The following is a 24,468-nucleotide window of genomic DNA, read 5'->3' as shown; positions in this document are numbered from 1 at the left end:
AATCCACGATATAGTTTCCCCCATCTTAGAATTAAAGGAAAGCCAGAGTGAAGCGCGAAGTTGCCTTTTCAAAATTAAAAGCCGCGATGGGCAGATATTGGGTCTTGTCGGACGCCACGTTTGACGCCATTAAAGACATCTGCCATACCACCACTGTAAAGAAAAACGAGCATTTGCTCCATTTCGGCGATGTACCCAAAAGCTTCTACTTCATCTGTCAGGGGCTGGTGCGCACCTATACGCTGGGTGGTGAAGATCAAGACAAAGAGATTACGGAAAATTTTTTTGAAGAAGGCAAATTCCCCGCCAGTGTCATCGCCTTGCTGCAACAGGCCCCGTCTGCCTATGGGCTTCAGGCCCTGGAAGACAGTGACCTCATCGTCATTGATCATGCGAAATATCGATCACTTCTTGATCAGTTTGAAGACCTGAAGTCCTATCACATCCAGTATATCGAGATGAACTGGATACAAGCCAAGGGCCCGCGCGAAATCAGCCTGATGAGTGAGGACAGCCTGCAGCGTTATCGCAACTTCATGGCGCAGAACCCCCATCTGGTGGGCCGGGTGAAGCTGCATCATATTGCCTCGTGTCTGGGCATCACCCCGACACAGCTCAGCCGGATCAGAAAAGAACACAATCTTTAAATCTCTCAACATATGTAAAGGAAACGCCCAACGGGTTTGTTTATAACCATTCCAATCGGGGTTTTAAGATTTACTTTGAAGGATTTAATATGAACAACATCACCGCCCGCTATTTGAACAAACTGGATATCAATCCCGATCAGTCCCCTTTGGAACTGCTGTACGCGCTTGCACAAAAACATCTTGCAACCTTCAGCTTCAACAATCTTGATGTGTTGCTCAACCCCGGTGACATCCTATCCCTGGAAACCGACGACCTTGCTGATAAAATCATTGATCGGGGCCGGGGCGGCTATTGTTTTGAACATAACAAACTGATGTTTCATGTATTGGAGGAACTGGGGTTTGAGACTTCAGCCCAACTGGCCCGCGTGATCTATAACCGCGAAGGCGACTTCCCCAGAACCCATCGTGTCAGCATCGTCAACATCAGCAATGATATATATCTACTGGATGTGGGTTTTGGACCTTATACACCGTCTGCGCCCATTTCACTATCCGGCCAAGAGGTCTACTGCCCCAATGGGGAGCGTTATCGCATCCAGCAAAACCAGGACGGCCACTATCAGTTGGAGCTATTCAAGGACGGAGCGTTCTTCATCCTCTATCGCTTCGAACTGGCAAATTACACCGATGCGGATTTCAAAATGGCGAATTTCTATACCAACTGCCACCCCGCATCCAAATTCGTCAATGAACTGGTGATCTCCCTGAAGGGGGCGGACAACACCACCTTCATGGCCCAAAACACCCTGACGACAGTGCACGACGGTCATCGCCATGATCAGACGATAGAAAGTGAGCAAGGCCTCAAGATACAGCTTGAGACCCTGTTCGATATTGATCTGAATAAGGAGGAACTGACAAAGATTTACAAGGTCATTCGACCCACAGGATAAGCTTATCCCTCAATCTTGTAGTCATAGACAACACAGTGTTTCGTGGTTGTTTCCACCACTTCCCAAAAGCCACGAAAGCCGTTGGGGATCATGAAGCTGTCGCCTGTCTTAAAGGTCTGGGCATGGCCATCTTCGCCGATCAGACGCACATGGCCTTCCACGATGTAGCAGAATTCATCCTTATCGGTAAAGGCATGCCATTTGCCCGGCGTGCTGGTCCATTTACTGGCGCGAAGGTTACCTTCCTCATTCACAAAACACTGGGTTGATTTGTGATGGGGATCCCCTTCCACCACACGGTCCGGTAGGTCTTTCAAACGGCGCTCGGAAACAGGGTGGGATGGGTCAGCAAAATCAATAACACGCACGGGCATGGACATAGAGGCATTCCTTTTAAAGGTTCAATTCTCAAGGAATAAATTTATCCCATCCCCCTAATGCCAGACAGAACCAGCTTTGATTAAACAAAGAGTCCAGTTCGCAGACACAAACGTGTTAACCAAAACATATGTACCAAAATAAATTGTATCTAAACATCCTCTCAAAAGTACCCTATAGTCATGAATAATTTAGATATTTATCTTCACGCTTTTAGAGGACACCCTTTTGTTTAAAAAAATTGAGTCATCGTCCATTCTCACAACATTCATCATTAAAAAAAGTTCAGCACGACCAGTTCCTATTCTCCTTCTTGCTGTCATTTGCGTTCTTCTAAAGACGGCTCCTGTATATGCAGAAGATATTACCCAATGCCAAAAAGGGTGGGATGAGACCCAAATTGGCAACCATGACAAAGCCATTTCGCTGCTTAATCAATGCATTAAAACAGGGAAACTGACCAACGACAACTTGGCAAAAGCATATGAAAACCGTGGTGTTGTCTATTCAAGAAAAGGGAACCTAGGTCAGGCAATTAAAGACCAGACAAAAGCGATTAGCCTCAACCCCTCAGATTTAGAAGTTAAATATAAAACAAGAGGAGTTCACTACTCCAATAAAGGCGACTACTTTTCCGCGTTGAATGACCTTAAAAAAGCTCTCGAATTAAAGCCAAATTACGCGACAGCAATTTATGATCGAGGCATCGTTTATGAACGTTTAGGTGACCGCAAAAAAGCTATTTCTGACTATAAAATCGCTTATACCCTTGGCCTGCGCATTCCTGCTTTAATTAACCGAATGAGACAATATAAGTTACCCATTCAAGAGAAAAAAACGGCTCAAACAAATAGCGAGACTTCCAAAAAGAAACCTGACATTCTTTGTTTTCTCGGACATCGTAAATATAAGGAAAATGAGTTTGTTGCCGCTGTCGGGTTGATAGATATTTGCCTGAAAAACGTTGGAATTTCGGAACAAAGTTTGATTATCGCTCATCGAACACGTGGGTTGGCCTATATAAAGCTGAAACGTTTTGATAAGGCAGTTAGTGATTTCAATGAAGCTGTCAGATTAGCCCCTAAAGACCCAGGAATGTTTGTCTTGTTAGGCCACGCTTGGGAAAATTCAGGAAGCAGTCATTATAAAAAAGCAATTAAATACTACACTCATGCGTTATCCCTTGACCCGAACTTTGGTCACGCTCATTTGCATAGAGGATTACTCTATTCTTTAATGCAGGAAAAACAGAAAGCCTATAACGACCTGACAAAAGCCCAAAAACTCGGAAGCACTTTGCCTTGGATACCGAAACTCATCCGACAATTGGAAATGTCTGGTGTTAAAAAAACACAACCTGTGAATATAGATTTCGTAAGCACATGGGATGGAATCTTTCCAGAGTTCTATCAACCAAAAACCACACCGAAACCCATTGTTAAAGATGATGAAACTATAAAATGGACGAAGCCCACCCTCACAAACTTTAAAAAATACGCCACAAAAGGGGCAAATTTTCGGGACTTAAAGCTAAAAAAAGATTTTTTCAGTGACACTACGGTTCAAAATTCGCTTTTTAGACGCCCTAATTTCCGAAATTTAAATATTCGTTCTCTCTCAATGAGAAAAAGCAACATTGAACAAGGCAACTTGGAAGGTGCCAAATTTGCACACTTCAATTTCACTGATAGTAACATGGTATTGACGAATGCGAAGAAGGCCGAGTTCGCCAATGCCTGGATATACACATCCTCACTCAATTATTCTCAATTAGATCAGGCCAATTTTTCACAGGCACGGTTCAATGATGCAGATATTAACCATTCCAGCCTCAGAAATGCTGATTTTTCACACGCCGAGTTCAGAAGCACCTCGATGCGCTTTTCTGATTTAAGAAATGCCGATTTCTCATTTTCAAATATGAACGGCTGGCTTCTCGCACAAAAAAGTGATTTAAGCGGTGCAAAATTCACGGGTGCCTCAATGTCAGGCGGGGATTTTTTATATTCCAATCTCACAAATGCCAATTTGGATGAAGCCAGTTTATATAATGCAACCTTCATACATGCAGACTTTAAAGGGGCCAGCCTCAACAATTCAAACATTTCTAAGGCCGATTTTTCAGGAGTAAAAAATCTGACGCAAGAACAGATTAAAAATGTTTGGTTTTGGCAAGACATCCCACCCAAGGGTCTACCAAAGGGATTTACAATCCCGGCTTCGCGTATTTGCCCCAGGCATGTAAGAAACGGTGCTCACGTATGGTCTCCTCTCCCGCCCGAACAGTGCCTAGCAGAGTTTGATAAGCATAAGTAAATTACTATAATTTTTGTAAACTGACGTAAAAACGCCCCGGCAATCACTCACCGGGGCGCTTTTCGTCAAATCATAAATGATTAAGCATCCAGATTAGACACCTTCAACGCATTGTCCTGAATGAAGTCTCGACGCGGTTCTACCACGTCGCCCATCAGGGTGGAGAAGACCTCTTCGGCTTCGTCTGTATGGTTGACTTTTACCTGCAGCAGCGAGCGCACACTCTCGTCCAAGGTGGTTTCCCACAGCTGTTCCGGGTTCATCTCGCCCAGACCTTTATAGCGCTGTACGTTCATGCCTTTTTTTCCGAGGTCGGTGACGGTGTTGACCAAAGCAACCGGGCCGTTAACGGGGAATTCTTTTTCTTTCTGCTTCAGTGTTGCCACATGGGCAAAGCTCTCGCTCAATTCTTCTGACAAAGCATGCAGGTTGCGCGCTTCGGCTGAACGCAGGATACCATGATCCAGAACGTGGGTTTCGGTGACACCACGCAATGTGCGGCTGAAGGCCAGGCTGCCGTCATCCAGAACGGAGCCTTCCCAGCCACGGGCCAGATCAGTTTCAATCGCATCAAGACGGGCTGCAACTGTTTTGGCGACTTCCAGTGCCTTGGCGTCATCCTGCAGCAGTTCCACATTCAGACCACCCGCGATGGCTGCTTGTTCTAGGATGTCCGAAGGAACTTTACCAGCAAGGCTTGCCAGCTGATTTTTGACGATACGTGCGTTGTTAATACGGTTGCGCAGGTCTTCGCCGCCGATCTGATCCCCGGAATGAAGCGAGAGGATACAATCATCCACTGCCAGATTCACCAGATGGTCTTCTAAAGCTTTTTCATCCTTAAGATAAACTTCAGAATTGCCGCGCTTCACACGATAAAGCGGAGGCTGTGCGATATAGAGATAGCCACGTTCGATAATCTCTGGCATTTGACGGAAGAAGAAGGTCAAAAGCAGGGTCCGAATGTGCGATCCATCTACGTCCGCATCGGTCATAATGATGATTTTATGATAGCGGCATTTTTCGATATTAAAGTCATCGCGGCCAATGCCAGTACCCATCGCCGTAATCAATGTGCCGACCTCTTGCGAGGAGAGCATCTTGTCGAAACGGGCACGTTCCACGTTGAGAATTTTACCTTTGAGCGGGAGGATAGCCTGACTTTTACGATCACGGCCCTGCTTTGCAGAACCGCCTGCGGAATCACCCTCCACGATGAACAGTTCAGACTTGGCAGGATCACGTTCCTGACAGTCAGCAAGTTTACCCGGCAGGCTCGAAATATCCATCACGCCTTTGCGACGGGTCAGCTCGCGCGCTTTGCGTGCGGCATCACGTGCGGCTGCGGCTTCACAGATTTTACCAATGATCTGGCGTGCTTCGTTTGGATGTTCTTCAAACCATTCTTTCAGCGCTTCACCAACCAGATTTTCCACAACCGGGCGCACTTCAGAAGACACCAGCTTGTCTTTGGTCTGTGAGGAGAACTTCGGGTCCGGCACTTTTACAGAGACAACAGCTGACAGACCTTCACGGATATCTTCCCCGGAGATCGTCACTTTCATCTTTTTCGCCAAGCCACTTTCCTGGGCATAAGCGTTAACCGTACGGGTCAGCGCGCCACGGAAACCCGCCAAGTGTGTGCCGCCATCGCGTTGCGGGATATTGTTGGTGAAACACATGACATTTTCATGGTAGCTGTCGTTCCACTGCATGGAGACTTCCACGCCGACTTCTTCCCCGTTGTTATCCGCCTTGGTGCCTTCCATAAAGACAGGTTCAGGCAGAATCGCGGTTTTGGAACGGTCTACATATTTCACAAATTCGATCAGGCCGCCTTCATAATGAAGCGGTGTTTCTTTGGCTTCGGCATGACGTTCATCACGCAGCAACATGCGCACACCGGAATTCAGAAACGCCAGTTCGCGCAGGCGATGTTCCAACGTGCCATAATCATATTCAGTGATCGCGAAAATCTCGTCAGAGGCATGGAAGGTTACGAATGTACCTGTCTCTGGTGTGCCGTCTTCTTTCAGCGGTGCATCGCCTGTGATTTCCAGCGGTGCAACCGATTCCCCATTTTCAAAGCGAACCTTATGTTCTTTGCCATCACGGTAAATCTTCAGTTCCAGCCAGTCAGAAAGGGCGTTTACAACCGACACCCCTACGCCGTGCAGACCACCGGAGACCTTATAGGAATTGCTGTCAAACTTACCACCTGCGTGCAGCTGGGTCATGATCACTTCTGCCGCCGAAACACCTTCTTCCGGGTGGATATCAACCGGGATACCACGACCGTTATCGGAAACAGTGACGGATCCATCACCATTCAGCGTGACGACCAGAATGTCACAGTGCCCGGCCAAGGCTTCGTCGATGCCGTTATCCACGACCTCATAGACCATGTGGTGAAGGCCGGTGCCGTCATCCGTGTCACCGATATACATACCGGGGCGCTTACGCACAGCTTCCAGCCCTTTGAGGACTTTAATGGAATCCGCGCCGTATTCTTCGCCGTTTTCACCGTTATTCAGGTTTTCTTCACTCATGGTCGATACCCAGGTTTCACTTTCAAATTCTTCATTTCACCCGATTGACGTTGCCATTTTCCACATCAAAGAAATTGGCCCGGGATTTCAATGGCTGAAATGATGCCATATCCGTCCCCGTCATCCAGGCTTGTGCCCCCAAAGCACAGATGGCTTCGAACAACGCCTTGCGGCGATCTTCGTCAAGGTGGGCCCCCACCTCATCCAGAAGCAGAAGCGGAATGCGCCCCCGATCCAGTGCCAATGCTTTTGTGTTGGCCAGCACCATGCCAGTCAACAAGGCTTTTTGTTCCCCGGTAGAGCAAACCTCTGCCGGTTGGTCCTTCGGAACGTGGCGCACCAGCAGATCGCTTTTATGCACCCCGTCTTTCGCGCCACCGACCTTCGCATCAATATCGCGATGCTGTGCCAGAAAGTCGCGAAACTTATCTTCAACTTCCAGCGCGCTAAACTCATCCAACCAGCTTTCTACCAAGCCCGTCGGCGTCAATTGCGCCCCTGGAAACGGCCCCCAGCCTTCAACCGCCAGGATATTCAGCCGCGCACCGATGTCTTTTCGTGCTGCGGCCACCGCGACGGCCTTTGTAGCCATTTGTTCTTCCAGACCGGACAGCCAGCGATCATCATTTCGCCCGGTCTTGAGCAGTTTGGCCCGCTCACGCAGCCCATGCTCATATGCATTCATCCGGGTCGCGTGGCTGGGATCAAACCCGAACACCAATCGATCCAGAAACCGTCTTCTGGCGATGGATCCATCCAGAAACAACCGATCCATCTGCGGCAAAAGCCAGACCACATCCACATAATCTGCCAAAACAGATTGTCCGCGTGCGGTTTCGCCTTCGATACGAACGACCCGCCTTTCGCGCGTGCCCTTCAATCCGCTTTCTTCGCGCCCCGTGCCGATATCGACCGGGCCACCTACCGTTTCAACGGTTGCAGCCACCCCCCAGGGACGGCCACTGTCTTCTTCACATCCAACGTCGCGCCTAGCCAGTTCTGCCGCCTTGGCGCGCCGCATCCCCCGACCGGGTGCCAGCAACGACACCGCTTCGAGGATATTTGTCTTTCCCGCCCCGTTATTGCCAAAAAGCACAACCGGGCGCGTATCCAGATCAAGGCGCTGAAAGTCGTAACATCGAAAATTACTGAGAGTCAGTCTGGTGACAGCAACGGCAATGGCGTTACTGGCAGCAGAATTTTCACTGTCGCTTCGCACCTTGGTTAATCAGTCCGTCACACACGCATCGGCATCAAAACGTACAGGGCCGACGCATCAGACGCATCGCGCACGATGGTAGGTGAGCCGCCATCAGACAGCATAAACTGCGCAGTTTCCCCTTCTACCTGCTGAGCGATATCCAGAAGGTATTTGGAGTTAAAGCCGATCTCAATGGCATCTGCTGCGTAAGACACTTCCACTTCTTCACGCGCGCTGCCCGCATCCGGGCTGCTGGCAGAAAGAACGAGGGAGCCTGCACTGATTTCCAGCTTGATGGCACGGGATTTTTCGGTGGAGATTGCAGACACACGATCAACAGCGGCTGCAAATGGCTTGCATTCCAGTTCCATCATCTTGTCGTTACCTGTTGGGATCACGCGTTCGTAATCCGGGAAGGTTCCGTCAATCAGTTTTGAGGTCAGCACCACATCGCCAAAGGCAAAGCGAATTTTTGTATCAGAAAGCGAGATGGAAACATCATCGTTTGTTTCATCAATCAGCTTGCGAATTTCAGCAACGGTTTTGCGCGGTACAATCACGCCCGGCATTTCCGCAGCGCCTTCCGGCAGTGGCACTTCAACGCTTGCCAGACGGTGACCGTCTGTTGCAACGGAGCGCAGAACCGGCACACCATTGTTTTCCCCGGCGTGAACGTAAATACCGTTCAAGTAATAACGGGTTTCTTCGGTGGAAATCGCAAAGCGCGTGCGATCAATAATGCCTTTAAGTTCGCCTGCCGGAAGCGCGAAGTTATGATCCAGATCGCCACCGGACATCAAGGGGAAGTCCATGGTGGGAAGGCACGCCAGGGTAAATTTGGAACGACCTGCGCGCAGCGTCAGCAATTCTTCATTCGCACCGTTATCGAGCTCGACCTGCGATCCGTCAGGGAGCTTGCGCACGATATCATAGAGCATATGTGCAGGAGCTGTTGTCGCCCCTTCGGTGACAACTTCGCATTCAACCGTTTCCACAATATCCAAATCCATATCGGTCGCATTCAAGGACAAACGACCGCCATGTGCGTCCAGTTTTACATTGCTCAAAATCGGAATAGTGGTGCGACGTTCCACAACACTTTGCACGTGAGCCAGGGACTTCATTAAGCTTGCGCGTTCGATGGTAATCTTCATGACGTTCTTATCGTTTCAAATATGGTTTCGAAAATGGTTTTTGGCCTACCCCGAGAAAACCGAATTCGTAAGGAATTACAAAGCATTAGCAATAGCCCCGCCAATTCGGTTCGCCATTATAACAAAGCCTGCGAGAAATCGAAGCTTTTTTCCTATTTTAGGGAGAAAAATTGCAGGTTTTTTACAAGCTTAGCCCACACCGCCCAGCATGCGGCGCAAAAGCTCAACATCTTCTGCAAAATCCTGGTCGTGAAGGGTCAATTCACCGACCTTTTTAACCGCGTGCATCACGGTTGTATGATCGCGTCCACCAAACTTGCGCCCGATCTCCGGCAAAGAGCGAGAGGTCAGCTGTTTGGACAGGAACATGGCGATCTGGCGCGGGCGTGCCACAGAACGTGCACGACGCGCAGAATGCATATCTGCTACACGGATATTGAAATGTTCGGCAACTTTTTTCTGGATTTCCTCAATCGTCACACGACGATCATTGGCGCGCAGCAGGTCGTGTAACACTTCCTGAGATGTTTCCAGCGTGATAGGCCGCCCAACCAACTGTGAGTGGGCCACAACGCGGTTTAATGCACCCTCCAGCTCCCGAACGTTGGACGCAATCTTGTGTGCGAGGAATTCGGTGACCTTGGTTGGCAGCTCCACACCCAACTGTTCTGCTTTGGACAGCAAAATGCCAAGGCGCAGCTCATAAGTTGTTGCATGAAGGTCGGCCACCAGCCCGTGGTTCAAGCGGGATTTCAGACGGTCTTCCAGTCCTTCAATATCGGACGGAGATTTATCGGCAGACAGAACGATCTGACGGCCCTGATCCACCAGCGCGTTAAAGGTATGGAACAATTCTTCCTGGGTGGAATCTTTGCCTGCAATAAACTGCACATCATCGATCAAAAGCATATCAACGCTTCTGAACTGCTCTTTAAAATCCACCGTCTTTTGTTCGCGCAGGGCGCGGATAAAACGGTACATGAATTTTTCAGCAGACAGATAAACCACTGTGCGGTTTGGGTGTACTTCGCGCATATGATGCGCAATGGCATGCATCAGGTGGGTTTTACCAAGACCGACGCCCCCGTACATAAACAGCGGATTAAAGGGCGGTACATCTGCTTCGGCGACACGCTTGGCAGCCGCATGGGCAAATTCGTTGGGTTTTCCGACCACGAACCCGTCAAAGGTATAGCGGGGATCAAGCGGTGCACCCAATTGTTCTGCCGGATTAACCTGTGGGGCTTTTACCTGAGCGACAGGCGCAGCCTCAGGCGCTGCGGTCGGCGCTACCTGTTGTTTCTGCGCGTTGGAGCTGGCTTGCGAGAGAATCCCGCCGCCATGTGCGTTGCCGACGCTGATTTCCACATTGATGATTTGTTTGTTGATGGCGCACCACAGACCACGGATCTGTTCCAGGTAGTTATTCGCTACCCAGTCGCGCATAAAACGGGTTGGTACAGAAATCGTCGCCACACCGGCATCAACGGAACGAACGGACATAGGCTTGAACCAGCTGTCAAAAGCGGCATCGCCAATTTCATCGCGCATATGCGAACAGACTTGTGCCCAATCCCCATCAATGGCAGATGCGTTCATTACGTCAGACATACTTTCCTTCAATCCTAACCCGATTCTCTGTCACAGCTTCATCATCCGCCCTAAGGATCATGATCCGCGACAGTCTTGTGCCCTATATGTTTCTCGTTTGCGTCATCACAAAAAACGCCCCTTCAAACAGCATAAATGCCGTTTGAACAGTTCTTTTCCCACAAAAGAGAAACGACTTGAAAAGGAGTCGCATTTTTATGACAGATCCGGTCTTTATTTTAGATGCGACACATTAAGAATTGGCCGCTTGTGACCCGATCAAGGTTGTGGATAACTTTATCCATGTGTCGTCCAAGAGTCTACAGGTTCATTTACAAAAACTGTAAAAAAATCCCTTGACGAAACATAGCCTGAACATAGGGAAACCCTAGGGTTCAGACACGACAAAAGGGTCGCAAAACAAGTGCTTGCGACCCTTTTGTCAGAAATTCGAATCCCGAATTCGTGTGACGCTTAAGCCAGAGCTTTAATGCGTGCAGACAAACGGGAAAGTTTGCGTGCTGCTGTGTTTTTGTGCACAACGCCTTGAGAGACGCCAACGTGCATAGCAGGCATTGCAACTTTAAAAGCTTCCGCAGCTGCTGTTTTATCACCAGCTTCGATCGCAGCTTCAACTTTTTTGATGAAGGTACGGATACGACCAACACGTGCTGTGTTTACAGCAGTACGGCGTTGGATTTGACGGTCGCGTTTTTTTGCGTTCTGTGTGTTAGCCATCGGTTTTCCTGAAAAAGCTAATTTCTAAATCGGTTGGGGGCTTATAAGGGCTCGCCCCAACCTCGTCAAGAAAGAATTGCAGAAATATTGCAATCCTCTAAAAAGCAAATCCCCACAATCGCGGGGATTTACCCAATACATTCCAGCGTTCCCCCCGAAACACCGGGGTTCACAAAGCTTACTTATGCAGGAAGTTCGGGGAACGTTTTTCTGCAAAAGCGGCCATACCTTCTTTGCGATCTTCCAAAGCAAAGGTGGAATGGAAGACGCGACGTTCAAACATCACGCCTTCTGCCAGCGTTGTTTCAAACGCTTTATTGACCGATTCTTTCGCCATCATCACAACAGGCATGGACAATTTAGCGATCTTGTCGGCTGTTTCCATCGCATCTTCAACCAGCTTTTCAACAGGGACAATACGCGTCACCAGACCGGAACGTTCTGCTTCTTCTGCATCCATGATACGGCCGGTCAGGCACATTTCCATGGCCTTGGCCTTTCCTACCGCACGTGTGAGGCGTTGTGTACCACCAGCACCCGGAATGGTTCCGATGGTGATTTCAGGTTGGCCGAACTTGGCGTTTTCAGCCGCAATGATGAAATCGCACATCATAGCCATTTCACAGCCACCGCCCAGCGCATAGCCAGCCACAGCAGCGATTACAGGCTTGCGGCAGTTTGCAGCCACTTCCCAGTCACCTGTGATGAAGTCGTTGGAATAGACATCGTTGAAATCTTTCGATTCCATTTCCTTGATATCAGCACCTGCGGCAAATGCTTTTTCGCTGCCTGTCAGTACCACTGCGCCAATATCATCATCGCTGTCAAATTCACTCAGTGCCGCGCCCAGTTCCGCAATCAGCGGAGAACACAAAGCGTTCAGTGCCTTTGGACGGTTGAGCGTAATCAGGCCAACGCGGCCTCGTTTTTCAGCGATAATATGTTCGTATGCCATATCCCTAATCCTAATCTGATCTTGTTTGAATTCTTGTGACGTTTAGTTTGCGTTTGGCGACAATGAAAAATGCACAATGGCTGTCTGATTTTCCATCTTGACCGAAACGGTTAAATATTCACCCTCACGCATGTAGTGGCCATGCGCTGTTCGCTTCCACCCCAAAGAGGGTAAGCTGTCTTTATAGTAAGATAAAACGGAAGCTTTTGTGACAACGCCCAGCGCATAGGCTTCCACAATGCGCCCGCCCGGCGTATCAAAGCGCACCGAATCATCAGGAGATTCGGTCAGCCCAGCCATTAGCGGAACATCGTCCAATACGGATAAAAAGACCTGATCCTGTGCCATTGCCTTTTGGGCAAACAACAAAGAGACCGCCAACAATCCTATGCGTAAAGCGTTCAACATACCTATGCTCATACCTTATTGTTGGCAAACAGAACAGTGAAAAGTGGACCGCCCCTGCTGAACAATGCGTTTGATGGTGCCTTTATTACACGCCGTGCAAGGCTCACCCTCACGTCCATAGACTTTGAAAGAATGTTGGAAATACCCAAGTTCCCCATCGGTCTGGCGATGATCTTTCAATGATGATCCGCCTGCAGCAATGGCTTCGGTTAAAACATCTTTGATGACCTCAACCAGCTTGGCCGCTTTGGGCCTAGTCAATTTGCCTGCTTTTTTGGTGGGTGAAATACCTGCGCGATAGAGCGCTTCATTGACATATATATTACCAAGACCTGCAACAATGCGCTGATCCATCAGAGCCGCTTTCATCGAAGTGGTCTTGTTTTTCAGCTTGCTTATTAAGAGGGCCGCATCAAAATCATCACTTAACGGCTCTGGTCCCAGCTTTTCAATCGCCGGATAAATCTCGATCCCGTCCGGTTCGATCAGATCAACAAAGCCAAAGCGACGCGGATCGCCAAAACGGATACATTTGCGATTCTGCGTAATGAATTCAATATGGTCATGCTTGTCCGGTTCAGGCGGGTTACCCTCTTCAATGCGGATTCGACCTGACATGCCCAGATGGATGATGATGGTTTCCCCGCTTTCCAGATGCACCAGCACATATTTGGATCGACGATCAAGGCCCAAAACCTTCTGATTAATCACCCTATCTTCAAAATCTTCGGGAACGGGTGTGCGCAGATCACGACGGCGCACAATCACATCGGTAATCACCTGACCATTCAGGGCAGGCAGCAATCCAAGACGCACAGTTTCGACTTCGGGCAATTCGGGCAAGTTCATCTCCTTTAGGGCTAGCCTAATGAAACAGCTTAGGCTATTTTCTGGCAACTCTTACAAGAAAGAATTTAGGCCATGTCCGATAAAGATACGACACATTTCGGTTTTCGCACGGTTGCAAAAGACGATAAAGCAAAAATGGTTCGCGGCGTTTTCGATAGCGTTGCTTCCAGCTACGACATTATGAATGACCTGATGAGTGCAGGCATTCACCGTCTCTGGAAAAATCAGATGGTCGATTGGCTGAACCCGCAAAACGGCTGGAACACGCTGGATGTGGGTGGCGGCACAGGGGACATCGCTTTTCGCATTCAGGACCGGGTGGCCAAAAAAGGCGGCAACTGCCATGTCACCGTCACCGACATTAACCACGAAATGTTAAAAGTCGGGCGCGCCCGTGCCATTGACGCCAATCGCTTACAAGGTCTGAGCTGGCTGTGCGGGAATGCTGAAAAGCTTCCGGTTCCCGATGGCACCATGGATGCCTACACCATTGCTTTCTGTATCCGTAACGTCACCGACATCCCAGCTGCCCTTCGTGATGCCAAACGCACGCTGAAACCGGGCGGTCGTTTTATGTGTCTGGAATTTTCTGAAGTCGTGATGCCAGTGCTGGATAAAATCTACGACCTTTATTCCTTCAAACTGCTGCCGGAAATTGGGGCGGTTGTGGCAAAAGATCGCGATTCTTACCAGTATCTGGCCGAAAGCATCCGCAAATTCCCGCCGCAGGAAAAATTTGCACAAATGATCCGTGAAGCGGGCTTTGAAAATGTAAGCTACCGCAACCTCACAGGGGGGATCGCCGCCATTCATACAGGATGGAACATCTGATGTTGCGATCACTCACCATCCTGAAACGTCTGTTAAGTGTGGCACTTACACTTGCGCGCTATGACGTATTGTTCATGTTTGAACGTATGGGCATTGCCCCCGGTATTGTACTTCTGGCCCGATTAATCCCGGTGGGCCGTGCGCGCGGTGTTAAAAAGATGCGCCCGGGTCAGCGACTGGCCCGCGCCCTTCATGACCTTGGTCCCACAGCGATTAAACTGGGACAGGCCCTTTCCACCCGACCTGATGTGATGGGCGAAGAAATTGCCGAAGACCTGACCGAATTGCAGGATCGCCTGCCACCATTTTCCGGTCGTGAAGCGCGCCGCATTATTGAAGAAGACCTGGGCGGTCCGATTGAACAGTTCTTTTCTGAATTTGATGACGAAGCGGTCGCCGCGGCCTCCATCGCACAAGTGCATTTTGCCAAGACGGTGGATGGCGAAGAAGTGGCTGTCAAAGTTCTACGCCCAAATATCCGCCGCGATTTCAAGGCCGACTTCCGCCTGATGGAAACCATTGCAGAATGGGTGGAACGTGCACGTCCCGATCTGCAACGCCTGAAAATGGTGGAATCGGTCAAGACGCTGGAAGATACCGTTCGTTTTGAAATGGACCTGCGCTTTGAAGCGGCCGCTGCTGATGAGATGCGCGAAAACTTCAAGGATGATGACTATTTCTACATCCCCGAAGTCAAATGGCCTTATTGTGCCAAGCGCGTCATGGTGCTGGAACGTATCCATGGGCTAAACGTTGATGAACCACAAAAACTGATTGATGCGGGCCATAACCCGAATACAATTCTAGAACATGCCTCCACCGCCTTTTTCAACATGGTTTTCCGTGACGGTTTCTTCCACGCAGACCTGCATCCCGGCAATATGTTTGTGATGGATGATGGCCGGGTGGCGGCTGTTGACTTCGGCATTACGGGCCGATTGGACTACACCACGCAACGCCATCTGGGCCAATTACTGCTGGCTTTTATCACACGGGATTACAAAGGTGTGGCCGATGTGCATTTCGAGGCCGGATGGGTCCCCATGAACCAGTCAGTGGAACTGTTCACTCAAGCCGCCCGATCCATTGCAGAACCGATCATGGGCCTGCCGCAGAATGAAATTTCCATGGCTCGTTTACTCGCTCAACTGTTCGAAGTGACCGAATATTTCTCCATGGAAACGCAGCCACAACTAATCCAACTGCAAAAAACCATGCTGATCGCCGAAGGGGTTGGGCGTAACCTGAACCCGAATGTGAACATGTGGTTCCTGGCAGAGCCCTTCATTGAAAAATGGATGCGCGAGAATTTGGGTCCACAGGCACGTGTTAAAGCAGCAGCCACAGAAACACGTGACACCGTCATGCGCCTGCCCCGCATCATCGCCAATATTGAAGAGACACTGGATGATGTTTCCAAGAACGGACTGAAACTGGATACGGGTCGCAGAAATGGCAATGGCCGTATAGGCTTTGGCTGGCTCGGCTGGGTGATTGCCGCTGGTTTGGCCGTGGCTTTGGTGGTTGAATATATAAACTAAACGTCATCCCTGCGAAGGCAGGGATCTCATGAAAACAGATTCCTGCCTGCGCAGGAATGACAGGAAGTTAGATCATGACCCAGGCTTTCAATCTCTCCGGTAAAACTGCCCTTGTTACAGGGGCTACACGTGGTCTCGGCTATGAAATGGCAAAGGCTTTAAGTGAAGCGGGCGCTCACGTCTATCTCAACGGGCGCGATGAAACTGCGCTCATCAAAGCCTGCAAAAACCTCCCAAACGCAACACCACGTATCTTTGATGTCAGCCAGACAGATCGTCTGGGCGATATTTTCAACGGCATCAGCGAACTGGACATTCTGGTCAATAACGTTGGTGGGCGTGATCGTCGTACCATTGATGAATTCGCCATCAAGGACGTGGAAAATCTGCTGTCCAGTAACCTGATTGCCCCGTTCGAGCTATCCCGTCTGGCCGTCAATAAAATGAACAAAGGCGGACGTATTATTAATGTCACCTCTATCGCGGGTGATATTGCGCGGGCAGGTGATGCGATTTATACGGCAAGCAAGGCTGGGCTGACCGGACTGACGCGCGCATTAGCCGCTGAACTGGGTCCGCGCGGCATCAATGTAAATGCCATTGCGCCGGGCTATTTCGCGACCGAAGCCAATGCAGCCATGGTCGATAACCCGGATATCAAAGCCTTTCTGGAAGGACGCACGTCCTTACAACGCTGGGGCAAACCAGAAGAAATTGGCGGGGCCTGCGTGTTCCTGGCATCAAGTGCCGCCAGCTATATGACCGGGCAAGTGCTTACAATTGATGGTGGGTTCACCGCACATTTCTAATTTCTTATATATCTTCGTATAATAAAATCAGTGCTTTAGGCTTTTTTATTGAATAAACCTACTTATTTGCTTGCACTGCAACACAGCTATGCGTAGGTTATGTACAAATTTTATGCGTACTACGATCTGGAACCCATCGTGTATAAGAAGAAAAGAATACTCCTCATCATCACTGGTGGTATCGCCGCCTATAAAACGCCCGAGCTGGTGCGACGCCTGCGCGAACGCGGCATCGAAGTGCGCTGCATTCTGACCAAATCAGGATCAGAATTTGTAACCCCGTTGGCCCTGTCTGCCGTCTGTGGCGATAAGGTCTATGATGACCTGTTCGATCTGGATGACGAATCTGAAATGGGTCATATCCAACTGTCACGCAGTGCCGACCTTGTGGTCGTTGCTCCAGCCACCGCCAATATCATGGCAAAAGCAGCCAATGGTCTGGCAACGGATCTGGCCTCCACCACCTTGCTGGCAACCGACAAGCCCGTAATGATGGCGCCTGCCATGAATGTGCGCATGTGGGACCATCCGGCAACCCAGGCCAATGTGGCAACGCTGAAAGATCGCGGCGTCACCATGATTGGCCCCGATGAAGGCGATATGGCCTGTGGGGAATATGGCTTTGGCCGTATGTCGGACCCGATGGACATTGTCGCTGCCGTCAGTAAATTCTTTGACCAGGACGGCCCGCTTAAAGGCAAGAAAGCCCTGGTCACCAGTGGGCCGACCCATGAACCGATTGATCCAGTGCGCTATATCGCAAACAGATCATCGGGCAAACAGGGTCATGCCATCGCTGCCCAGCTGGCTGCCCTTGGTGCCGATGTGACGCTCGTTTCCGGCCCCACACAACAGCCGGACCCGGATGGGGTCAATGTGGTGAATATTGAATCGGCGCGTGACATGCTGGCCGCTTGCGAAACTGCCCTGCCCGTTGACATTGCTGTCTGTGCGGCAGCTGTTGCGGACTGGCGCGTGGATATTGAGGCTGACCAGAAGCTGAAGAAAGATGGTTCTGGCGATATGCCGGATCTGAAACTGGCAGAAAACCCGGACATTCTGGCAACCCTTAGCCAACATCCAGATCAGCGTCCAACCCTTGTGGTTGGCTTTGCGGCTGAAACGGAAAAAGTCATAGAGCATGCCACCGCCAAACGGGCGCGCAAGCAATGCGACTGGATCATCGCGAATGATGTGTCACCCGCCGCCGGGACCTTTGGCGGCAATGACAATACGGTTCATTTCATTGCGAATGATCAATGCGTGGACTGGCCAAAACTGACAAAATCAGACGTTGCCAAAAAACTGGCAGAACAAATTGCAGAACATTTGAAAGAAGAAAAAGCATGAGCACTGTAGATGTAAGTGTCGTTCAATTGCCCCATGGCGCAGATATGGACCTGCCCCATTACGCCACCGAACATGCCGCCGGTATGGATCTGATGGCCGCGATTGATACACCTTTGACACTGGAACCCGGCAAGCGCGCGATTGTGCCAACGGGTCTCTCCATCGCACTGCCTGTAGGATATGAAGCGCAAGTACGGCCCCGTTCCGGCCTTGCGGCCAAACATGGCGTTACCGTTGCCAATGCACCGGGCACCATTGATGCAGATTACCGCGGCGAAGTCGGGGTTATTCTGGTCAACTTGGGTGAAGATGCTTTTGAAATTGAGCGCGGCATGCGCATTGCCCAGATGGTTGTTGCCCCAGTCACAACCATTTCCTGGGTGAAAACCGATAGCCTACCTGACACAGAACGTGGCGCAGGCGGTTTTGGATCAACAGGCTTAAACAAAAAATAACCCGCTTATAAGGCAAGGACCCCCTCATGTTACGACTTTCCAAGAAAATGCTTTTTGCGATTGAAGCTGTGCTGGATATCGCATACCACAGCGGCGGACAACCTGTCCAAAGCCGCGAAATCACCCGCCGCCAAGGCATCCCGCGCCGGTACCTGGAACAAGGCCTGCAACAACTGGTCCGCGCCGGCGTTCTGGTTGGCGTACGCGGCCCCCGTGGGGGATACCGTCTGGCACGTGAACGTCGCCGCATTACCGTTGGCGAAATCGTTCGCATCGTTCGCAAGATGGAAACCGCAGAAGATCCGCTAAATGATCCAGCGGGTTCAGAGCTCGGCCACAAGGTTGTGCGCCCGGTCTGGACCGAAATGCAGGAAAAGCTGATGGTCGAACTGGATGAAGTCAGCATTGATGATCTTTGCACCCGTGCCAATCAGGCAGGGCTGGTCAGCGAAGGGCGTCAGAACCTGGATTTCACCATCTAATTTCCCATATTACGACTGGCAGGTGTAAATTTTTCCCAATTTCCCTGCCATTTATTCTTTCTCTGTTGACAAGCCCTTTCAGCGGTTCCATACATTTTAGTAGATAGAATTTACCTAATTAACAAACAATATCCGTACAAAGAGAGTGGACATGTCTGAACAATCTACATCCGACGCGCCGACACGCGGCAAAATCTATGACAGCATCATCGACACCATCGGTGCAACGCCTTTGGTTAATCTGTCCGGTCTGGCAAAAGCACATGGTGTGAAGGCCAACATTCTCGGTAAATGTGAATTTTTCAACCCGCTTGCCTCTGTAAAAGACCGTATCGGTTTTGCCATGATCGAAGCTGCTGAAAAAGCGGGCAAGATCAAACAAGGCACTGTATTGGTTGAGCCAACATCTGGCAACACAGGGATCGCATTGGCATTCGTTTGTGCGTCACGCGGCTACCGCCTGATCCTGACCATGCCGGAAAGCATGTCCAAAGAACGCCGCAAAATGCTGGCGCTTCTGGGTGCGGAACTGGAACTGACCCCGGCAGCCAAAGGCATGTCCGGTGCGATTGCACGCGCTGAAGAACTGATCAAGGAACTGCCTGATGCCTTTATGCCACAGCAGTTTAAAAACGAAGCCAACCCGGCGATCCACACCCGTACAACAGCACACGAAATCCTGACAGACACCAACGGTGAAGTCGCTGCTTTCGTGAGCGGCGTTGGCACAGGCGGAACCATCACAGGTGCTGGTGGTGCGTTAAAAGAACAACGCCCTGACATCAAAGTGATCGCCGTAGAACCAGAAGACAGCCCGGTCCTTTCCGGTGGCGTCCCAGGTCCCCACAAAATTCAGGGCATCGGTGCTGGCTTTATCCCGGATATCCTGAACACAGGTGTAATTGATGAAGTGCTGAAAATCGGGAACGAAACAGCATTTGCCACGTCTCGTCAAGTTGCTCACACAGATGGTGTTCCGGTTGGTATTTCTTCCGGTGCGGCCCTTGCTGCAGCGATTGAGCTTGGCCAACGTGACGAATTTGCAGGTAAAAACATCGTGGTGGTTTTGCCTTCCTTTGCGGAACGTTACCTGTCCACAGCCCTGTTTGACGGCATTGTCGGTGACTAAAGCGCATCACCCTACGCGTCAATAAAAAGCGAAGACTAAAAAGCCCTTCGGCCAAACTGGCTGAAGGGCTTTTTTATACTGAGAAACGAGAAAGCGGTTCTTAAGCCGCCTGCACGTTGGTCAGGAACACATCCACTTTTTCGCGCAGCGTGATGGTCTGTTCATTCACTTTTTTGGCTGAATCAAGAACATCGCTTGCGGAATGCCCGGCATCATCTGCTGCCTGACTGACCCCGGTGATGTTGGATGAAACCTCATGTGTACCACGTGAGGCTTCCTGCACATTGCGCGAAATCTCCATGGTTGCCGCGCTTTGTTCTTCCAGTGCGGTCACGATGGAACCGGAAATCGCACTGACGCGGTTCACCACATCTGAAATTTCATGAATGGCAGAAACCGCATCGCTGGTGCGCGCCTGAACCGCATTAATCTGGGCAGAGATTTCTTCGGTGGCCCGGCCTGTCTGGTTGGCAAGGTTTTTCACTTCAGATGCCACAACCGCAAAGCCTTTGCCGGCATCGCCTGCACGCGCCGCTTCGATGGTGGCGTTCAAAGCCAGAAGGTTGGTTTGTTCAGCAATATCATTGATCAGCTTAACCACTTCGCCAATGCGCGACACGGTCTCGTTCAAACTGTTAACCAGTTCATTGGCATCTTCGACCTTGTTACGGGCTTCTTCTGTAATACGCGAACTCTCATCGATCTGAACATTAATCTCAGAAACAGAGGCAGAAAGTTCTTCTGCCGCCCCGGCAACCGTTTCCACATTGGCGGCTGCCTGATCAGACGCTGCGGCAACAGCTGTTGCCTGTTTGGACGTTTGTTCACATGTTGCTGACATGGCCTGTGAATTCTGTTCAAGCCCGGTGGCCTGATCTTTCATCACATCCAAGGCTTCAGTCACTTCATCGCGGAACACATTGATCAGACTGTCAACGACTTCGACCCGTTTTGCCCGTTCTTCCTGTCGCGCGATTTGGCGGGCCTGCAGATCATCTGCCTTGATCCTGTTTTCTTTAAAGACCTGCAAAGAACGTGCAATGGTTCCGATCTCGTCACCATAATCATTATGGGGAATTTCGACCGTGGTATCGCCCGTTGCCAGCACATCCATGGCTGCGATGATGCGTTTCATGGGCGCAGTAATGGACTTGGCAAACATCAAGGCAATCCCGACCCCAATGACAGATACCACAAGTACGATCACGATACTGATGTTGCGCACACTGTTTGATGTCTGCATGGCTTCAGACAGATCAACCTCTGCCAGAATAGCCCAGCGGGTGGAAAGAAAATCCAGCGGCGTATAGGCAGAAACCACATCAATGTTACGATAATCAGCTACGACTTCCACACCTGTCTTGCCATCCAGTGCGCCATCAACAGTTGCCCCGGTGACCTTGGTTTTCAAAATAGTGCTTTCTTCAGAAAAACGCGAATCACTGCGCATCATATTGTCTTTACCAACGATATAGGTTTCCCCACTTTCGCCCATACCTTCTGCAGCCTGCATGATGCGGTTGATCTCGCCAATTGGCATTTGATAAATCAGGACACCATGGAAGCCACCTGCATCATCAAAGACAGGCATGCCAAGGAAACTCGCTGGCGCATCATAACTTGGTGCATAGGGGCGGAAATCTTTAAAGGTAGTGTAATCCAGCTTGGCGTTCTTCATCACATCTTTATAGACGTTGGCAAGATCCGTATCAGCCCATTTCCCCGTATTCAGGTTGGTTGCGTAATCCAGTTCCTTAAAGACGCTATAAATTACGTTGCCTTCCTTATCGATCAGGAAAATATCGTAGTAAGCACGTTCTTCCAAAAGTGTGCGAAAATAAGGATGGAACCTTTTATGGGCCTTATCATAAGCCGAACCCGTATCACCTGCCGTCAGCTTGTGTTTTTCACCCAGCGGGTTGAGGTTGTCAGTGATATAGGTTTTTTGCAGACTTAAAAGCTTGTCACCTTCCACCAACGCCCAGGCCGCCTGAAATTCATCCAGCGCTTCAGCCACCACGGGGTTATGGGACTGAACCTTCAGATCACTGCGGATGATATTCAGGTAATTGGACAATTCCGATTTGCGAGCCGCAACCATCGAGACCAACTTGCTTTTTGCAGCCTCATCAAACCCGGAATTAACTTTAAATAGAATGATGGAACTGAGCAAAACCCCAGTCATAACCATCAGCGCCACCATAACAATGGGCAGCTTTTTTGCAATTTCAATGTTTCTCAGCATCTCGTTATCCACCACCTTTGCTTAATTTTTATGCAAATTATATGACAGCACAGCGTATTTATTTTTTATCCTATTCCAAAAATCTTACCTTTGGCATAATAGCTTGTAATATTTATGCAATAGTTCAATTTTTAGGCACATTTATTGTTCTTATCGCAAACAATTGAGACTAGCAAATTAATTAAACCACCCAATTAATAAAACTGTATTCACACTTAAGGATTATTACGGATAAAACAAGACCTAGACTTTTTTCCAGCTTGATAACTTGCAGAAACCCGCCCACTGTGGGACAAGAATGCAATCGAATAAACAGGGTCAGACCAATGGATTTCACAGAAGAACAACTCAACCGTTACGCGCGCCACATCCTGCTGCCCGAAGTTGGCGGTGATGGTCAGGCAAAACTTTTGAACGCGCGTGTTCTCGTAGTCGGTGCAGGCGGATTAGGTGCCCCGGTTCTAATGTATCTGGCAGCCGCCGGGATCGGAAAAATTGGCATCATAGATGACGATGTGGTGGACCTGTCCAATCTGCAGCGCCAGATCATCCATACCACACAAACCATTGATGTGCCCAAGGTAGAAAGCGCTAAAGAACGGCTTTTGGGGATTAACCCGCATCTGGACATCACCACCTATCAGACCCGCCTGAATGCTGACAATATCATGGACATTATCAAGGATTATGATGTGGTGGCTGACGGCACGGATAACTTTGCCACGCGCTTTTTGCTGAACGATGCCTGTTATCTTGCAAAAAAGACATTGGTCTCCGCCGCTATTCTGCGTTTTGACGGTCAGCTTTCCACCTATAAGGCTCATGAAGAAGGCGATGACAAGCCGTGCTATCGCTGCATCTTCCGCGAAGCCCCGCCAGAAGGCCAGGTGCCGACCTGTTCCGAAGCTGGTGTGTTGGGGGCTATCTGCGGGACCATGGGGTCTTTGCAGGCAACCGAAGTCTTAAAAGAAGTAATGGGTGTTGGACAATCCATGTCCGGTACACTTATGATCTATGATGCGCTTCACAATGAATTTCGCAACGTGAAAGTCAAACGCGATGCGGGATGCCCTTTGTGCGGTGATAAGCCGACCATTACTGACCTGTCTTCACATACTTAGGTATTTTATCGTGCGATTTTTTCTAGCTCTTGTCCTTCTTGCCTTTTCCATCAGCACAGCTTCAGCCGTCGATAAACCAAAACTTCGCGGCATTAAGGGTAAAGATGACCGCATCCTGATTGAAAAATACAAATACCCCTGGAGCGCCATCGGTCGGATCAACAAAGAAATCGGCGGATTTTGCACCGGTACGCTGATTGCACCAAAACTGGTATTGACTGCCGCGCACTGTGTCTGGAACAAAAAACGCAAAGTTTTTTTAAAACCACACACTATTCACTTTCTGGCCGGGTATCGTCGTGGCAGCTTTATTGATCACGCCAAAGGGGTAAAGTTTCACCTCTCCCCCACCTACAACCCCAAAAGAGGCACAACTCTATCCGTGGCCGCCAAGGACTGGGTCCTAATCGAAGTCGATAAGGATATGAGCAAACTGGTAGGAACCATTGCTCTTGCCCCCGTGGGCAAGACCCTTTTTAAAAAATTAATCCAGCAAAAGACCAATTTTGTGCAGGCTGGATATAGCCAGGACAAAGCCCATATCCTGAGTGTAAACCAAAAATGCCCGATGAAATCCTACAACCGGATGCTCAACATCATCGTTCATACCTGTGATGCGGTCAGCGGTGATTCAGGCTCACCCATTTTCTATAAAGCAGAAAATGGGGAGATCAAAATTGCCTATATTCACGTCGCCACCACTAAAAAAGGCACCTCAGAAGGGATTGCCGTTGCAGGCTCTGCCATCGCGAAACATCTTAAAAAGCTGGGCCTGTGGGAACAAGCCCAGAAAGCACATCCACCGAAACAGAAATCCTGAC

At 49.8% G+C, this 24,468-nt stretch carries 22 protein-coding genes; 12 read left to right on the top strand and 10 right to left on the bottom strand.

Features of this window, described 5'->3' with window-relative positions:
• Positions 1 to 47 precede the first annotated feature (47 nt).
• A complete protein-coding gene (locus RYZ26_RS14235) occupies positions 48 to 647 on the top strand; it encodes a Crp/Fnr family transcriptional regulator (protein WP_317683894.1) in 600 nt (199 codons plus the stop codon).
• Positions 648 to 736: 89 nt separating this feature from the next.
• The gene (locus tag RYZ26_RS14230; RefSeq protein WP_317683893.1) at positions 737 to 1,546 is read left to right on the top strand and encodes an arylamine N-acetyltransferase family protein; all 810 of its coding nucleotides are present in this window, start codon (positions 737 to 739) and stop codon (positions 1,544 to 1,546) included.
• Positions 1,547 to 1,548: 2 nt separating this feature from the next.
• Here RYZ26_RS14230 and RYZ26_RS14225 read toward each other — a convergent pair whose 3' ends face one another.
• Positions 1,549 to 1,926 (bottom strand): cupin domain-containing protein, encoded by a 378-nt coding sequence (locus RYZ26_RS14225; RefSeq protein ID WP_317683892.1) that lies wholly within the window; start codon positions 1,924 to 1,926, stop codon positions 1,549 to 1,551.
• A gap of 226 nt (positions 1,927 to 2,152) precedes the next feature.
• Between RYZ26_RS14225 and RYZ26_RS14220 the strand changes: the two genes are divergently transcribed.
• Positions 2,153 to 4,240 carry a tetratricopeptide repeat protein gene (locus tag RYZ26_RS14220; protein WP_317683891.1) on the top strand — a complete coding sequence of 696 codons (2,088 nt, stop codon included), beginning with the start codon at positions 2,153 to 2,155 and terminating at the stop codon, positions 4,238 to 4,240.
• 80 nt (positions 4,241 to 4,320) lie between these two features.
• Here RYZ26_RS14220 and gyrB read toward each other — a convergent pair whose 3' ends face one another.
• The 8 genes from gyrB to mutM form a co-directional block, all read right to left on the bottom strand.
• A complete protein-coding gene (gene gyrB, locus RYZ26_RS14215) occupies positions 4,321 to 6,789 on the bottom strand; it encodes a DNA topoisomerase (ATP-hydrolyzing) subunit B (RefSeq protein ID WP_317683890.1) in 2,469 nt (822 codons plus the stop codon).
• A gap of 31 nt (positions 6,790 to 6,820) precedes the next feature.
• Entirely contained in the window at positions 6,821 to 8,008 is a 1,188-nt protein-coding gene (gene recF / locus RYZ26_RS14210) for a DNA replication/repair protein RecF (RefSeq protein ID WP_317683889.1), read from the bottom strand.
• 17 nt (positions 8,009 to 8,025) lie between these two features.
• Positions 8,026 to 9,144 carry a DNA polymerase III subunit beta gene (gene dnaN / locus RYZ26_RS14205; RefSeq protein WP_317683888.1) on the bottom strand — a complete coding sequence of 373 codons (1,119 nt, stop codon included), beginning with the start codon at positions 9,142 to 9,144 and terminating at the stop codon, positions 8,026 to 8,028.
• Between the two features lie 189 nt (positions 9,145 to 9,333).
• Entirely contained in the window at positions 9,334 to 10,755 is a 1,422-nt protein-coding gene (dnaA, locus tag RYZ26_RS14200) for a chromosomal replication initiator protein DnaA (protein ID WP_317683887.1), read from the bottom strand.
• A gap of 453 nt (positions 10,756 to 11,208) precedes the next feature.
• Positions 11,209 to 11,472 (bottom strand): 30S ribosomal protein S20, encoded by a 264-nt coding sequence (gene rpsT / locus RYZ26_RS14195; protein WP_317683886.1) that lies wholly within the window; start codon positions 11,470 to 11,472, stop codon positions 11,209 to 11,211.
• 178 nt (positions 11,473 to 11,650) lie between these two features.
• Positions 11,651 to 12,427 carry an enoyl-CoA hydratase gene (locus RYZ26_RS14190; protein ID WP_317683885.1) on the bottom strand — a complete coding sequence of 259 codons (777 nt, stop codon included), beginning with the start codon at positions 12,425 to 12,427 and terminating at the stop codon, positions 11,651 to 11,653.
• A 42-nt stretch (positions 12,428 to 12,469) separates the two neighbouring features.
• The gene (locus RYZ26_RS14185) at positions 12,470 to 12,835 is read right to left on the bottom strand and encodes a hypothetical protein (protein ID WP_317683884.1); all 366 of its coding nucleotides are present in this window, start codon (positions 12,833 to 12,835) and stop codon (positions 12,470 to 12,472) included.
• A gap of 15 nt (positions 12,836 to 12,850) precedes the next feature.
• On the bottom strand, positions 12,851 to 13,678 hold the full coding sequence (mutM, locus tag RYZ26_RS14180; RefSeq protein WP_317683883.1) for a bifunctional DNA-formamidopyrimidine glycosylase/DNA-(apurinic or apyrimidinic site) lyase: 828 nt from the start codon (positions 13,676 to 13,678) through the stop codon (positions 12,851 to 12,853).
• 78 nt (positions 13,679 to 13,756) lie between these two features.
• Between mutM and ubiE the strand changes: the two genes are divergently transcribed.
• The 7 genes from ubiE to cysK all read left to right on the top strand — a co-directional run bounded on the left by ubiE (position 13,757) and on the right by cysK (position 20,281).
• Entirely contained in the window at positions 13,757 to 14,515 is a 759-nt protein-coding gene (gene ubiE, locus RYZ26_RS14175; RefSeq protein ID WP_317683882.1) for a bifunctional demethylmenaquinone methyltransferase/2-methoxy-6-polyprenyl-1,4-benzoquinol methylase UbiE, read from the top strand.
• A complete protein-coding gene (gene ubiB / locus RYZ26_RS14170) occupies positions 14,515 to 16,056 on the top strand; it encodes a 2-polyprenylphenol 6-hydroxylase (protein ID WP_317683881.1) in 1,542 nt (513 codons plus the stop codon). The genes ubiE and ubiB overlap by 1 nt, the downstream gene beginning before the upstream one ends.
• Before the next feature lie 74 nt (positions 16,057 to 16,130).
• On the top strand, positions 16,131 to 16,865 hold the full coding sequence (locus tag RYZ26_RS14165) for an SDR family oxidoreductase (RefSeq protein WP_317683880.1): 735 nt from the start codon (positions 16,131 to 16,133) through the stop codon (positions 16,863 to 16,865).
• A 99-nt stretch (positions 16,866 to 16,964) separates the two neighbouring features.
• Entirely contained in the window at positions 16,965 to 18,215 is a 1,251-nt protein-coding gene (coaBC, locus tag RYZ26_RS14160; protein WP_317683879.1) for a bifunctional phosphopantothenoylcysteine decarboxylase/phosphopantothenate--cysteine ligase CoaBC, read from the top strand.
• A complete protein-coding gene (gene dut, locus RYZ26_RS14155; protein ID WP_317683878.1) occupies positions 18,212 to 18,670 on the top strand; it encodes a dUTP diphosphatase in 459 nt (152 codons plus the stop codon). Before coaBC ends, dut begins: the two co-directional genes overlap by 4 nt.
• A 26-nt stretch (positions 18,671 to 18,696) precedes the next feature.
• A complete protein-coding gene (locus tag RYZ26_RS14150; RefSeq protein ID WP_317683877.1) occupies positions 18,697 to 19,152 on the top strand; it encodes an RrF2 family transcriptional regulator in 456 nt (151 codons plus the stop codon).
• Positions 19,153 to 19,303: 151 nt separating this feature from the next.
• Complete coding sequence (gene cysK / locus RYZ26_RS14145) at positions 19,304 to 20,281, top strand: cysteine synthase A (RefSeq protein ID WP_317683876.1); 978 nt, start codon at positions 19,304 to 19,306, stop codon at positions 20,279 to 20,281.
• Between the two features lie 100 nt (positions 20,282 to 20,381).
• Here cysK and RYZ26_RS14140 read toward each other — a convergent pair whose 3' ends face one another.
• Positions 20,382 to 22,526: a methyl-accepting chemotaxis protein gene (locus tag RYZ26_RS14140; RefSeq protein ID WP_317683875.1), complete on the bottom strand. Its 2,145-nt coding sequence runs from the start codon at positions 22,524 to 22,526 to the stop codon at positions 20,382 to 20,384.
• A gap of 326 nt (positions 22,527 to 22,852) precedes the next feature.
• On the opposite strand from RYZ26_RS14140, the gene RYZ26_RS14135 reads away from it, so the two are divergent.
• Together RYZ26_RS14135 and RYZ26_RS14130 are read left to right on the top strand one after the other, a co-directional pair.
• Positions 22,853 to 23,647: a HesA/MoeB/ThiF family protein gene (locus RYZ26_RS14135; protein WP_317683874.1), complete on the top strand. Its 795-nt coding sequence runs from the start codon at positions 22,853 to 22,855 to the stop codon at positions 23,645 to 23,647.
• A 10-nt stretch (positions 23,648 to 23,657) separates the two neighbouring features.
• Positions 23,658 to 24,467 carry a trypsin-like serine peptidase gene (locus RYZ26_RS14130; protein ID WP_317683873.1) on the top strand — a complete coding sequence of 270 codons (810 nt, stop codon included), beginning with the start codon at positions 23,658 to 23,660 and terminating at the stop codon, positions 24,465 to 24,467.
• Position 24,468: the final 1 nt, after the last annotated feature.

The organism is Terasakiella sediminum, from assembly GCF_033100395.1.
In the GTDB taxonomy this organism is placed as follows: Bacteria; Pseudomonadota; Alphaproteobacteria; order Rhodospirillales; family Terasakiellaceae; genus Terasakiella.
Note: the sequence above shows the minus strand (reverse complement) of the source record. Positions and strands in the feature narration are given on the sequence as shown.